The organism is Cupriavidus sp. Agwp_2 (assembly GCF_040784895.1).
Lineage (GTDB): Bacteria > Pseudomonadota > Gammaproteobacteria > Burkholderiales > Burkholderiaceae > Cupriavidus.
Map to the genome: position 1 here is coordinate 534837 of NZ_CP088085.1, position 13210 is coordinate 548046.

Sequence of the window (13210 nt, forward strand, 5' to 3'; positions counted from 1 at the left end):
GCCGCTTCTATTCGGCTTCGGTCCTACCCCCTTCCGCAGCACGCCGTATCACTGTCGAAAGGTTGGCTCCGGCCAGTCTCTGCGCGGCAGTTCGGCTATCGCCAGTCCAGAAGTCCCGTTCGGCGGTGAGAATCCGCTCTTCCGTATTGCGCATGTGCTGGAAGGCGGCCTGGCGGGCGCGTGGCGGATCCTGGGTTTCGATCGCAGCGCAGATCTCCGCATGCTCGGTGCGGACATGCGCAGCCAGATCACTATGCCTGGCTTCATTGCCGCGCGTGAGACGAATGGCGTCTCTCAACGCCCGCGTCAACATGCCGAGTAGCTCGGTGTAGTGGGGATTGCCAGTGGCACGGGACACCGCAAGATGGAATGCCAGGTCTTCTTCGACGCCGTCGCCGCCCGCCCGCACTGCAGAGTCAATCTCGCGCAATGCGTTCCGGATGTCGTCCATTTGCCTATCGCTACGGCGCTCCGCAGCCAATGCGGCCATTTCCGCCTCAATCCCACGACGCAGTTCCAGGATTCGCACGACGCCCAAGGCCGGGTCGGAACCGCCACGCCCAAGGCGGAATACCTCTGCGGTCGCGGGATTGAGCACAACCGTACCGCTCCCCTGCCGGCTTTCCACGAGGCCCTCTGACTTAAGGCGGGATATGGCTTCACGAATCACGGTGCGGCTCACGCCGTACTGCTCGGTCATGAACTTTTCCGTCGGCAGACGAGCATTGACGGGGTACAGACCGCGTCGGATCTGCCCAGCGAGATGCTCGGTGACGCGCTCGGCCAATGTGGGCTCAAAACCGCCTTTCCCCGCCGGCTGCCGCTCTGCTTCCGTCAGATTTTCAGTTGTGCTTTGCAAAGGTAATGCTCCACTTGTCGTTGCTTCGCCGCGCGTCAGCGCTGCTCACTAATCCACATCATAGCACCGCAAACAAATTTGCTTGACATACTCATCATATGAATTTGTAATACAAATCACAAGAACACAACGACTTCGTGCGACGGTGTCGCAAACCAACGAGGAGACTGCATCAATGACGGCCCAGGATCACAATCAGTCGCTTGAAAATGCTTACGTATGCAGACGCATGCCTGCGGAGATCGAAGCCGCGCTGAAAGAGCGCTTCGTCGTAAAACTGAACGAAAGCGACGAACTGACGGATTCCGCCACAATCATCGAGCGCGCCAAGGGCGTGAGCGTTCTGCTGGTGACCGCGACAGAGCGCATTGACGGCAATGTGTTGCGCGCACTGTCGCCCACCCTCAAGACGGTGGCCACTCTCTCGGTAGGCTACGACCACATCGACTTGGCCACGGCTCGCGAACTCGGCATCGAGGTTCTGCATACGCCTGACGTCCTGAGCGATGCTTGTGCCGAAGTCGCGCTAATGCTCCTGCTCAATGCCGCACGGCGCGGTTATGAAGCAGATCGCATGGTCCGCAGCGGCCAATGGCCTGGTTGGGCGCCCGCTCAACTGCTGGGCAAAGGCCTGGTCGGCAAGCGGCTCGGCATATTCGGCATGGGGCGCATCGGCCGAGCCATCGCGACGCGTGCCCGCGCATTCGGCATGCAAATCCACTACCACAACCGCTCCCAACTCGGGCCAGAGGACGCCGAGGGCGCCATCTACCACGCGACCCTCGAAAGCCTCTGCCGACACAGCGAGATGCTGCTGGTCGCGGCACCGGGTTCACCACAGCTCAAGGGAACGCTCGATCAAGCGCACATCCGAGCACTGCCCCCTGGCGCTGTCGTCGCCAATATTTCCCGCGGCGACATCGTCGATGACGATGCGCTGATCGAAGCGCTGAACGACGGCCACGTCTTTTCTGCTGGCCTTGATGTTTTCGCCAACGAGCCGAACGTCGATCCGCGCTATCGCGCTCTCGACAACGTCTTTCTCAGTCCGCATATCGGCAGCGCGACAGAGGAAACGCGCAACGCCATGGGATGGCTTCTAATCGACGGGATCGCGGCACTGCGCCGCGGCGAACGACCCGCCAACCTGCTTTCCTGATCCCCCTTCAAGTCAAAGCGACCGGAGTTCCTATTCATGCAGATCCAGAATCCTTCTCTCTTCCGCCAACAGTGCCACGTGAATGGCCAATGGGTAGACGCTGCTGATGGCGAAGTGGTGCCCGTCACAAATCCTGCAACAGGGCAACAGCTCGGTACTGTGCCCCGCATGACGGCCGCCGACGTCCAGGCAGCCATCGCCGCCGCGGACCGAGCCCTTCCGGCATGGCGCGCAACCAGTTCGCGCGAACGCAGCCGCCTGCTGCGTCGATGGTTCGATCTCTGCATGGCCAACCAGGAGGACCTGGCAACGATCCTCACGCTTGAGCAAGGCAAACCGCTGAAAGAGTCCCGGGGTGAGATTGCCTACGGGTCTGGCTTTATTGAATGGTTCTCGGAAGAAGCACGTCGAATCTATGGTGATGTGATTCCTGCGCCGTCATCGGACCGGCGCATCATCGTCATCAAGCAGCCCATCGGCGTCGTCGCCGCCATCACCCCGTGGAATTTCCCGAATGCGATGATCACGCGCAAGGCTGGCGCCGCTTTGGCTGCAGGCTGCACGATCGTGATCAAGCCTGCTTCTGCCACGCCCTTCTCTGCGCTGGCGCTCGCCGCTCTGGCCAAGGAAGCAGGAATCCCGGATGGGGTATTGAATGTGGTCACCGGTTCCGCCTCCGTTGTGGGGGGTGAGCTCACATCGAGCTCCGTCGTGCGCAAGCTGTCGTTCACGGGCTCCACCGAGGTCGGCAAGACTCTCCTCGAGCAATGCGCCGGTACGGTGAAGAAAGTTTCTATGGAACTAGGCGGCAACGCGCCATTCCTCATCTTCGACGACGCTGACCTCGACGCTGCCGTCGCCGGCGTCATGGCCTCGAAATTTCGTAATGCCGGTCAGACCTGCGTCTGCGCGAACCGCATCTTCGTCCAGGACGGCGTCTACGACGCGTTCGCAGAGAAGCTCAGGATCGCAGTGGAAGCTCAAGTCGTCGGCGATGGCATGGCACCGGGCGTGGATCTGGGACCGCTGATTGACGACGCGGCGATCGAGAAGGTTCGCGAACACATCGACGACGCCGTCTCTCTGGGTGCGCAAGTATTCACCGGCGGCAAGGCCCACGCCCTAGGCGGCCGCTTCTTCAAGCCGACGATCCTCACGGACGTGTCGCCGAAGGCGAAGCTCATGAATGAGGAGACTTTCGGCCCGGTGGCCCCCCTCATCCGCTTCAAGACTGAGGAAGAAGCCGTCGCAATGGCAAATGACACGCCCTTCGGCCTGGCTGCCTATTTCTATACCACCAACTACGCCCGCTCCTGGCGCGTGGCAGAGGCGCTCGAATGCGGCATCGTGGGCCTGAACGAGGGCCTGATCTCCACCGAGGTCGCACCGTTCGGCGGTGTGAAGGAGTCGGGTGTCGGCCGGGAGGGATCCAAATACGGCATCGAGGACTACATCGAGGTCAAGTACATCTGCGCTGGCGGCCTGGCATTGCGCTGAGCCATGAGACAACAACAGGAGACAGAATCATGAAGAAATCAGTGGGCATGATTGGCATTGGCATGATGGGCCATGGCATCGCGACGAATGTGGCAAAGCATGGTTATCCCTTGGTGGTCCTCGAACATCCAGGTAATCAGCCACTCGACGCACTGCTGAATGCGGGGGCGAAAACCGTACCGGCTATCTCGGAACTCGCCGGCCAAGTCGACATCGTCATTCTCTGCGTTACCGGATCCCCCGAGGTCGAGGATGTGCTTTTCAGCGCCCAAGGCCTCCTCAGCGCCCTGCGGCCCGGTACCGTGGTCATCGATTGCTCGACGGCGATCCCCTCTTCGACCGAGCGCATCGCCGCCGCCGTGCAAAAGGCCGGTGGCAGGTTCATCGACGCGCCAATGACGCGTACGCCCAAAGAAGCCGCCGAGGGGCGACTGAACCTGATCGTCGGCGGCGACGAGTCGCTCTACCAAGAATGCCTGCCACTGCTGCAGAGCTTCGCCGAAAACATCACTTTCGCCGGGCCTGTCGGCTCCGGACACCGGCTCAAGTTGTTGCACAACTTCGTGTCTCTGGGTTTCTCCGCAGTCCTGGCAGAGGCTGCCGCCTGTGCAGCACGCGCTGATGTCAGTCCCGAGGTCCTTGTGGATGTGCTGGCCAAGGGCGGCGGTGCCGGTGTCATCTTGGAACGCCTGCGTCCCTTCATTGAGCGGGGCGACAGCTCCGGGTTCCGCTTCACCATCTCCAACGCGCTGAAGGACATGACCTACTACGACACGATGGCGAGCGAAGTGGGCGCCAGTCATGCAACTGCCTCAGCGATCCGCGAAACCTACGCCGGCGCCTATGACCAACGCTCCGATGGCACCGTGCCGGAGCTTGTCGCGCTGCTGGCCGAGCCGGCATCCGTTCGCTGACCATCCCCGGAAACCGCCACCATGATCAAAAACCAGCAATACAAGATTGCCGTCATTCCAGGCGATGGCATTGGCAACGAAGTGGTCCCTGAAGGCATCCGGGTCTTGGAAGCCGCCAGCGCTAAGTTCGGTTTCACGCTCGCCTTCACGACCTATGACTGGAGCTGCGCCCGCTACCACGCCCATGGAAGCATGATGCCGTCCGATGGAATCGAGCGACTACGCGACTCTGACGCCATCTTTCTCGGCGCAGTCGGCTTCCCCGGCGTGCCGGACCACGTATCACTGTGGAACCTCCTCATCCCGATCCGCCGCGAATTCGACCAGTACGTGAACCTGCGACCGGTCAGGCTTCTGCCCGGTGTTCCCTGCCCGCTCGCCAACAAGGAGCCCGGCGACATCGACTTCTGGATCGTGCGCGAGAACACCGAAGGCGAATACTCGCAAGTTGGCGGACGCATGTTCGCCGGCACGGAACATGAGTTCGTCACGCAGGAGGCCATCTTCACTCGTCGCGGAACCGATCGAATCATGCGCTATGCGTTTGATCTCGCTAAGAAGCTCGGACGGAACCACGTGACATCGGCCACCAAGTCCAATGGCATCTTCCATTCCATGCCCTTCTGGGACGAGCGGTTTGCCGCAGTGGGTGCCGACTATCCCGACATCCGCACCGACCAATACCACATCGATATCCTGGCAGCGCGGTTCGCGATGTCCCCGGAGCGCTTCGACGTCGTGGTTGGATCGAATCTGTTCGGCGACATCCTTTCCGATCTCGGCCCAGGTATTACGGGAACGATTGCAGTGGCGCCGAGCGCAAACATCAACCCGGAGCGGAAATATCCGTCGATGTTTGAACCGGTGCATGGCTCCGCCCCAGACATCGCGGGACAAGGCATTGCGAATCCCATCGGTCAGATCTGGTCTGGGGCCATGATGCTGGAACACCTCGGACAGCCTGAGGCAGCGGCCGCGATCATGAAGGCCATCGAAACTGTCCTTACGCATCCCGATCGCGTACATACGCCAGACCTGGGTGGAAGGGCCAGTACACAGGAAATGGGCGCTGAAATCGCCAGGGCGGTGCTCGCATGACACAAGCCTCCAGGGTAGAGAGTCGCCCGCTTGTGCTGCTGACTGATGCCATCGTCCCGGAGGCGCATGCTCGACTGGCGGCTGACGCTGACGTCGAGTTACTGCCTCCAGGACTGATTGGCGCGGCTAGTGATCAAGCCCTTCGAGATCGCATTGCGCAGGTTGACGGTCTGATCGTACGGCGACAGCTCCCTGGCGATCTGTTCGAGCGCGAGCATCGTCTTCGCGCCGTCGTTCGTCATGGTGTTGGCGTGGACTTCATTCCGGTAGACCGCGCAACGGCTCACGGCATCCCAGTGGCCAATACGCCGGACACGAACTCGAACGCCGTTGCCGAATTTGCGGTATCTGCCATGCTCGCAATGACTAGAAGGCTGGCAGCCTTCGACGATGCCGTGCGTGACGGCGACTGGAACCGCCGCATGATCGCGGGAGAGCAATCCAGGGAACTTCGCGGCTCCACACTGGGAATCATTGGCTTCGGTGCCATCGGGCGCCGGGTCGCGGAGATCGCAGGCGCGGGCTTCGGCATGAAGCTGCTTGCGCATACGTCGACACCATCCAAGCTCCCGCCGCACGTCGCCCCGGCAGAACTCTCCGATTTGTTCGCCCACAGCGATTACATCGTACTCGCGTGCCCTCTTACCGCAGCAACAAGAGGCATGGTGAACAAGACGCTTTTGGCGCATGCGCGTCCGACTACCGTGCTCGTCAATGTGGCACGGGGGCCAATCATCCAGCAGGCGGATCTGATCGACGCTTTGAGCAGCGGCACCATAGGCGGGGCCGTACTCGATGTATTTGAACAACATCCGCTCCCGGACGACAGCCGGCTTCGAACTCTGCAGAACGTCCTTTTGACACCGCATATCGCTGGCCTGACCCAAGACGCCTCCATGGCCATGGGCCTGGCCGCCGCCGACACAATGCTCGCCCTGCTGCGAGGCGAACGACCACGCAACATCGTCAACCCCGAATTCAACACCGTCAACCAGGAGACAATCAAATGAAGATCACCCGCATTACCGCAATCCCCCTGTCCTATCGTCTGCCCGAAGGAAAAACGGTCACCATGGGCGTGGGTAGTACGCTCAAGCGTGACGCGATCATCATCCGCGTTGAAACGTCCGAGGGCATCGTGGGCTATGGCGAGTCGCATCCCGGGCGCAGTCCTGGCGCCATCACCAGCCTTATTCACAACACCCTGTCGCCGCTGCTGGTTGGCATGGACGCCACGGACGTGGTCGGCACCTGGCAGCGCGTGCACCGCATGCAGTTCTCCAGCCACGGTCTTGGCGCCGGCGCCGCGCTGGCGCATTCGGGCATCGACATGGCACTCTGGGATATCCGCGGCAAGGCGGCGAACATGCCGCTCTACAAGCTGCTGGGCGGCTCGCGTCGACGCATTCCGGCCTATGCCGGCGGCATCGCGCTGGGATACCAGCCTGCGGCGTCGCTGGCCGAAGAGGCCCAGTCCTATATCGAACAGGGCTACAAGGCCGTCAAATTGCGAATCGGCGACTCGGTCAAGGCGGATATCGAGCGGGTACGCCATGTGCGCCGCGTGGTCGGCGATGACATCGACATCCTGACCGATGCGAATACGGCCTACACGATCGCTGACGTGCGCCGTGTTATGCCTGTGCTGGCGGAAATTCAAGCGGGCTGGCTCGAAGAGCCATTCGCCTGCAACGATTTCGCTTCGTATCGCGAGGCTGCCCGGATTTCCCCCGTCGTCCCGATCGCGGCTGGCGAGAATCACTTCATGCGATTCGAGTTTGCGCAACTGCTGGAAGCCGGGGCAGTCCAGGTCTGGCAACCCGACCTGTCCAAGACGGGCGGCATTACAGAAGGCATGCGCATCGCCGCTATGGCCTCGGCCTTCCGCATCCCCATCCACGCCCACAGCTCCGCTACGGGCCTCAATCATGCCGCGACGCTGCATTTCCTCGCTGCAACCGAGAACGCCGGCTACTTCGAAGCCTGCGTTTCGCATTTCAATCCATTCCGGGACATGTTCGGCAAGACTTTCGAAATCGGCCGTGATGGTTGCGTGGTCCCGCCGGAAGCACCGGGCCTGGGTGTCGAAGTCGACGAGGAAATCTTCAAGCAGTACCCGTTGATCGACGGCCCCGGTTACGTCGTCAAGTTCTGAGCAACTACGCTCTGCAGACACCGATCCACCACATGCAAAAGATGGTGAAGGAGACAAACATGCCTAGCAGAAGAACCGCGTGCAAATGGATTCTGTCATCTCTGGCGGGCGCCGCCGGCACGACCGCCTTCGGTAGCGCCATTGGCGCTGCGAGCGATGCATACCCGGACAAGCCCATTCGCATCGTCGTGCCATATACCCCCGGCGGCTTCAACGACACTCTGGCGCGCACCGTGGGCGAGAAGCTGACCAAGCTCTGGAAGCAGCCGGTGGTCGTTGACAATCGACCAGGTGGCAACACATTGATCGGCAATTCGATGGTTGCGAAAGCCGCGCCCGATGGCTACACGTTGCTGATTACGCCCCTGCCGTTCGCCGCACTTCCCGCGTTGTACGGCACGAAGCTTCCCTACAATGCGACGAAGGATTTTTCGCCGGTCATCTGGGCGGCTAGCACCCAAAACGTGCTGGTGGCGCGCAACGACCTTGGATTTTCGACCATCAAGGACATCGTCGATTTTGCCAAGAAGAATCCCGGCAAGCTGAACTACGGGTCCACTGGATCCGGCTCCTCCAATCATCTGTCGATGGAACTCTTCGAGAAGATGACTGGTACAAAGCTGACGCACGTCCCGTATAAGGGCAGTGGACCGGCAGTTGTTGCTCTACTCGGCGGTGAAATCGACGTGCTGTTTGACAACTTGCCCAATGTGATGAACCAGATCCGGGCCGGCAAGTTCAAGCCTGTTGCCGTCACTGGTCAGCAGCGATCCACGCTGTTGCCAAATGTGCCGACCATCGCTGAATCAGGGGTGCCCGGCTACGAGGTCAACGTCTGGTTCGGCATTCAGGCACCCGCTGGCACGCCAAAGGAGGTCGTTCAGAAACTCAACCAGGAAATCGCGAAGGCGTTGGCGGATCCTGAAATCGTGAAGCGATTCCGAGAACAAGGCGTGGAGGTTGTGGGTAGCTCCCCGACCAAATTCGCCACACTCGTGGAAGCCGAGATCCAGAAATGGGGAAGCGTGGTCCGCGATGCGAACGTCCGATTGGAGTAACTGCTGCGTCGAGAAAGTGTCCGCACGGTAGCGGACACGCTCTGATCCGGGAGCATTCTTCAATATCCCGCCGTACGTCCGGCGGGCTTTTTGTTTATCCCCGATCTGTCAGCGGACATTGGCAGCGAACCGTTGTGGCGCCGTGCAAGCTGTCGGACCAAATCAATCTGCGCAAGCTTGCCCGAAGCTGCGTCAAAGATCCCTTGACCGGCCAGGAATCAGTCGCGAACCAAAAAAAGCCCTGCAGGTAATTTTTGCAGGGCCTTTTGCTTGCCGCTTCCTCTTTCCGCACTGCTTGCCGAAGTCCCGTACAGTGCGACGGGACAAACGCGATCGGCCCTTGAGACCAGAGGATGTCTCAAGGGCCGATCACATCCGAGCTGGCTTATTCAGCGACAACGTTTGCCGACTTCGCGACAGCGCCCCACTTGTCGGCTTCGCTCTTGATATATCCTGCAAACTCCTCAGGCTTTGTTGCCACCACTTCTGCACCGAGCGTCGCCAACTTGCCCTTTACCTCTGGCATAGCAAGTACCTTCATCAGTGCTGCGCTCAGTTGTTTGATGATTTCTGGCGATGTTCCGGCAGGTGCGACAAGACCGCCCCAAGAAGAGGCATCGAATCCCTTGATCACCGATTCATCGATTGTTGGTGCATTGGGAAATGCCGGCACTCGCTTCTTGCTCGCCACGGCCACGAGCTTGAGCTTGCCGCCCGTCACGTACGGACGTGCAGCAACTGCCGTAGTGAACATCATCGATACTTGCCCAGCCATCACATCGGTCATTGCTGGGCCATCACCCTTATAGGGCACGTGCATCATATCCAGCTTCAGCCCAGACTTGAACATCTCGCCAACCAGGTGGTTGGAGGAGCCATTGCCGGCCGAGGCAAATGTGTACTTTCCTGGGTTGACCTTGACTTCTGCTACCAGTCCCTTAATGTCTGTCGCTTTGACCTTGGGCCCGGCCACCAGGACGATCGGCACCGTGGTGGTTTGCCCAATGGGGGCGAAGCTCTTGTTGACGTCGTAGCCGAGGTGCGGGTAGATCGACTGGCTGATGGCATTCGGGCCGACGTTCGCCATCAGAAGCGTATAGCCATCTGCCGGCGACTTGGCCACCATCTCAGCCGCAATATTCCCGTTTGCGCCGGGCCGGTTCTCGACTACGAATGTCCCACCGGTGACTTCCTTCAGCTTTTCGCTCAGTAGACGTGCCGTTGTATCGGAAGCGCCCCCCGGCGGGTATGGCACGACAATGCGCACAGGCTTATCCGGGTAGGCTGCCATGGCGATGCCTGACGCCAGGGCTGAAGCAGCGATGACCGCACGCCACGCAGTTTTGATTAGTGCTTTCATGAGTGTCTCCTTCAGTTCTAGTTTATCGAGGATGGATGGGAATCAGTACCGCTCCTCTCGCCAGCGGCTTCACCGTCTTGCTATAGATGTTCAGCCAGCCTTGCTCCGTAGCGCCCTGGATCGGTGCTGCGTCGACCCGACGCGAAGCCATCTCGTTCTGGTCGACAAGCAGATTAATCTGCCGACCGGGAATGTCGATTTCGATCGCGTCGCCATCCTTGACGAGAGCCAAGGGGCCGCCCGCGGCGGCTTCGGGGCAAACCTGACCGACGGCGACACCGCGGTTCAATCCAGATAGCTGGCCATCCGTCACGACGGCAACCTTGCCGTTGAAGCCCGCACCTTCGACGGCTGCAACAAATGACGACGCCAACGCCACGCCCGGGCCGCCAATCGGCCCCATACCACGCAGGCACGCTACGGTCCCCTCCGTGATACGTCCATCCGCCAACGCTGCGATAGCTTCTTCCTGAGAGTGAAACACCATCGCTTTGCCACGGAAGCTTTCCGCCTTCTCACCGGCATTGCCGAGCTTGAGAATGCTACCTTCGGGTGCAAGCGATCCTTTCAGGATGACCAGCGATGGCTTCGTGGAGATTGGGTTCTCCAACGTGCGCAGGATAGATGGCGATGGCGCTTCGTACTCGTCGAGAATTGCCCTCCAAGTCTTACCCGAGACGGTCAAACACTCCTGCTCGATCATGGACGTTAGACGTTTAATCGTCGCAAGGGTGCCACCTGCCGCCTCAAGCTCTTCCGTGCGGTGGGGCCCGTTGGGCTTGACGGTCGCTAGCAGCGGCACTTCTCGTCCGAGCCGGTCAAACAGATCGTAGAGATCCACATCCGTTCCAGCCTCTTCCGCAACACCCTGCAAATGCCGAAGTACGTTGATCGACGTCGACAGCGCCAACGCGACGCGCACAGCGTTTCGGAAGGCCGCCGGCGTCAGAAGGCTCCGTGGCGTCAGACCTTCATTGACCATCTCGACAATGCGTGCGCCGGCTGCTCGGGCCTGGTCGACCATCGCAGGCGAGTTGGCCAGTACGGGACTGGCGCCTGGCAGCGTCAGGCCCAATGCCTCGCAAACGATGTGCATGGAATTCGCAGTCCCAAGACCCGCGCACACACCGGGGCTGCGCACGGCACGCTTACACATGCCGTCCAGGTCTTCAAAAGAGAGTTGCCCAGTCACGTGCATGCCGACTTTCTCGAAGACATCTTCGATGTCCACATGCTCGCCCTTGTACTGGCCGCTGGCCTGATAGCCGCAGATCACCACGAGTGTCGGAATGTTTAGCCGTGCAGCGGCCATCATTTGTCCGGGCGTTGTTTTATCGCATGAAGCCAGGCAAACCATACCGTCGAGTTGTGCGCCCTCAACCTGCACTTCGATGTCGTTCACGATCAGGTCGCGCGACGGGAGGATATAGCGGCCCTGCTTGCCCGCGCTAGTGATGAAGTCGCTTGGTGCCGCAGTTCGAACCTCGAAAGGTACGCCCCCTGCTGCGCGGATTGCCGCCTTCACGTGGGCGGATACGCCATCGAGGTGACTGAAGCAGCTCGACAGCTCCGATGAGGTGTTGACCACCGCAATCTTCGGCTTGTCCAGATCGGCGTCGCTCAGTCCCAGGGCTTGCCATTGGGCCTTGCGCAGTGCCCAACGGGTCGTACCCGGGGCGAAATTGCTACGGTATTTCGGGGAATTCATTGCAAGGCTCCAAGGAAGGCACCATTGTTTTCCAGCACCTGCTGGATATCGGAGGCCGGCACATGGTGAACGCTGATACCGCGTGCCACGGCCGTTGCAGCGGTATGCCCAGCCGCTTCGCCCATGGCGAAGCATTGCGCGGTCACTCTGATCGAGGCCTGCGCGCCATGAGTGGCCGATGCACACCGGCCAGCCACCATCAGGTTGTCGAAACCTTCCAGCAGAAGCGAACGCAGGGGAATCTGGAAGTACGTGCCGGGCGGCAACCAAATCCATTTGGTGGCCCTACCCGCAGCGTGGTCCTCCATTGGCCAGGCACAGCACGCGATGGCATCGTTGAAGCGCGCTCCATCGAGAACATCCTTGTCCGTAAGGACGTAGCCGCCTACGGTGCGCCGACTTTCTCGGATGCCGATCACAGCGCCCGTATCCATGACGAAAGCAGACTCGAATCCCGGCACATACTTTCGGAATGCCTTCAGGTACGTGCAAACTTGTTCCCGTCCTGCAATCTCTGCCCGTGACATGACACTGAGGTCGAACGGATTCGGCGATTTTCCGTCCACCGCCACTTTCGTGATGTTCAGATGCGCAAGCCCGGGGCGTTCGGCAAAAACACCGCCCGCGGTGCGCGGAAGTTCGTAACCGTCGGTGACGGCCTGCTCAAGCCTTTCGCGAAGAGCCGGACGGCTCAAGCGGGCCAGCGAGTCGGTGTCTACACCGCCGAACCGCACCATGGTGGTAGGGAACTGAAGATCGCCTTCGGAAATTTCGCAAGGCGCGCCTGCGAAGTTCACCAGGTCGGCATCGCCAGAGCAGTCTACGAACGACTTTGCGCGGAGGGCGAGACGCCCTTCCTTGGTCTCGATCAGAACGGCGTCCAGTTCGCGCCCCTTCATGGCGACACCAACCACCATCGCATGAAACAACACCTCGACCTTCGCTTCCTGGACGAGCTGATCGAGAGCGACCTTCATGGCGAACAAGTCGTAAGGCAACGATGCCGTCTGCAGCCAGCGGGTCGGCTCACCGAGACCGTCAAGTGACCGCAGTCGCTCGATGACCTCGTTGCAGAAGCCACCCACAATCTGCTGCACGTCTGTGTCGGTGACCGCGTAGAGGCCACAGATACTGCCCAGGCTCACCGACGTCAGGGTGCCGCCTAGGAAGCCCTCGCGCTCCAGAAGCAGTACCTTGGCACCCGTCCGCGCCGCCGAAATCGCGGCGGCCACCCCCGCAGCTCCGCCTCCAACGATGCAGACGTCTGCGGTGCGAAACACGGATGTAGACCGAGCTGGCTCGGACACCACACCAAATGAATACGTAGTCATTTTGTCTCCGAAAAAATGCGTGGAGCCGGGCCCCTACGACCCGAATCACGCTTCCACCATTTTGGTTACGT

At 60.5% G+C, this 13210-nt stretch carries 11 protein-coding genes; 7 read left to right on the plus strand and 4 right to left on the minus strand.

The genetic code is table 11. The features are described 5' to 3' along the window. Nucleotides 1-7 precede the first annotated feature (7 nt). Nucleotides 8-859 (minus strand): FadR/GntR family transcriptional regulator, encoded by an 852-nt coding sequence (locus tag LPA45_RS32760; protein ID WP_317923269.1) that lies wholly within the window; start codon nt 857-859, stop codon nt 8-10. Between the two features lie 175 nt (nt 860-1034). On the opposite strand from LPA45_RS32760, the gene LPA45_RS32765 reads away from it, so the two are divergent. Genes LPA45_RS32765 through LPA45_RS32795 form a run of 7 tightly spaced genes read left to right on the plus strand, consistent with a single transcriptional unit; the run spans nt 1035 to nt 8740 of the window. Beyond that, complete coding sequence (locus LPA45_RS32765; RefSeq protein WP_116322977.1) at nt 1035-2018, plus strand: D-glycerate dehydrogenase; 984 nt, start codon at nt 1035-1037, stop codon at nt 2016-2018. 36 nt (nt 2019-2054) lie between these two features. Continuing rightward, a complete protein-coding gene (locus tag LPA45_RS32770) occupies nt 2055-3515 on the plus strand; it encodes an NAD-dependent succinate-semialdehyde dehydrogenase (RefSeq protein WP_116322978.1) in 1461 nt (486 codons plus the stop codon). 29 nt (nt 3516-3544) lie between these two features. Beyond that, the gene (locus LPA45_RS32775; protein WP_233528383.1) at nt 3545-4429 is read left to right on the plus strand and encodes an NAD(P)-dependent oxidoreductase; all 885 of its coding nucleotides are present in this window, start codon (nt 3545-3547) and stop codon (nt 4427-4429) included. A gap of 21 nt (nt 4430-4450) precedes the next feature. Further along, nucleotides 4451-5527 (plus strand): tartrate dehydrogenase, encoded by a 1077-nt coding sequence (locus tag LPA45_RS32780; RefSeq protein WP_116322979.1) that lies wholly within the window; start codon nt 4451-4453, stop codon nt 5525-5527. After that, on the plus strand, nt 5524-6537 hold the full coding sequence (locus tag LPA45_RS32785) for a hydroxyacid dehydrogenase (protein WP_116322980.1): 1014 nt from the start codon (nt 5524-5526) through the stop codon (nt 6535-6537). The genes LPA45_RS32780 and LPA45_RS32785 overlap by 4 nt, the downstream gene beginning before the upstream one ends. Further along, a complete protein-coding gene (locus tag LPA45_RS32790) occupies nt 6534-7682 on the plus strand; it encodes a mandelate racemase/muconate lactonizing enzyme family protein (RefSeq protein ID WP_116322981.1) in 1149 nt (382 codons plus the stop codon). Before LPA45_RS32785 ends, LPA45_RS32790 begins: the two co-directional genes overlap by 4 nt. A gap of 59 nt (nt 7683-7741) precedes the next feature. Then, nucleotides 7742-8740 carry a tripartite tricarboxylate transporter substrate binding protein gene (locus tag LPA45_RS32795; protein WP_233528384.1) on the plus strand — a complete coding sequence of 333 codons (999 nt, stop codon included), beginning with the start codon at nt 7742-7744 and terminating at the stop codon, nt 8738-8740. Between the two features lie 385 nt (nt 8741-9125). Here the strand turns inward: LPA45_RS32795 and LPA45_RS32800 are convergent, their stop codons facing one another. The 3 genes from LPA45_RS32800 to LPA45_RS32810 are packed head-to-tail and all read right to left on the minus strand — an operon-like array spanning nt 9126 to nt 13139. Beyond that, nucleotides 9126-10100: a tripartite tricarboxylate transporter substrate binding protein gene (locus LPA45_RS32800; RefSeq protein ID WP_116322982.1), complete on the minus strand. Its 975-nt coding sequence runs from the start codon at nt 10098-10100 to the stop codon at nt 9126-9128. Nucleotides 10101-10122: 22 nt separating this feature from the next. Next, on the minus strand, nt 10123-11808 hold the full coding sequence (locus tag LPA45_RS32805) for a dihydroxy-acid dehydratase (protein WP_116322983.1): 1686 nt from the start codon (nt 11806-11808) through the stop codon (nt 10123-10125). After that, nucleotides 11805-13139: an FAD-dependent oxidoreductase gene (locus LPA45_RS32810; RefSeq protein ID WP_317923275.1), complete on the minus strand. Its 1335-nt coding sequence runs from the start codon at nt 13137-13139 to the stop codon at nt 11805-11807. The genes LPA45_RS32805 and LPA45_RS32810 overlap by 4 nt, the downstream gene beginning before the upstream one ends. Between the last annotated feature and the right edge of the window lie 71 nt (nt 13140-13210).

Coding starts and splice junctions, on each gene's coding strand:
- LPA45_RS32765 (WP_116322977.1), top strand. CDS start 1,035: ATGACGGCCCAGGATCACAATCAGTCGCTTGAAAATGCTTACGTATGC.
- LPA45_RS32770 (WP_116322978.1), top strand. CDS start 2,055: ATGCAGATCCAGAATCCTTCTCTCTTCCGCCAACAGTGCCACGTGAAT.
- LPA45_RS32775 (WP_233528383.1), top strand. CDS start 3,545: ATGAAGAAATCAGTGGGCATGATTGGCATTGGCATGATGGGCCATGGC.
- LPA45_RS32780 (WP_116322979.1), top strand. CDS start 4,451: ATGATCAAAAACCAGCAATACAAGATTGCCGTCATTCCAGGCGATGGC.
- LPA45_RS32785 (WP_116322980.1), top strand. CDS start 5,524: ATGACACAAGCCTCCAGGGTAGAGAGTCGCCCGCTTGTGCTGCTGACT.
- LPA45_RS32790 (WP_116322981.1), top strand. CDS start 6,534: ATGAAGATCACCCGCATTACCGCAATCCCCCTGTCCTATCGTCTGCCC.
- LPA45_RS32795 (WP_233528384.1), top strand. CDS start 7,742: ATGCCTAGCAGAAGAACCGCGTGCAAATGGATTCTGTCATCTCTGGCG.
- LPA45_RS32800 (WP_116322982.1), bottom strand. CDS start 10,100: ATGAAAGCACTAATCAAAACTGCGTGGCGTGCGGTCATCGCTGCTTCA.
- LPA45_RS32805 (WP_116322983.1), bottom strand. CDS start 11,808: ATGAATTCCCCGAAATACCGTAGCAATTTCGCCCCGGGTACGACCCGT.
- LPA45_RS32810 (WP_317923275.1), bottom strand. CDS start 13,139: ATGACTACGTATTCATTTGGTGTGGTGTCCGAGCCAGCTCGGTCTACA.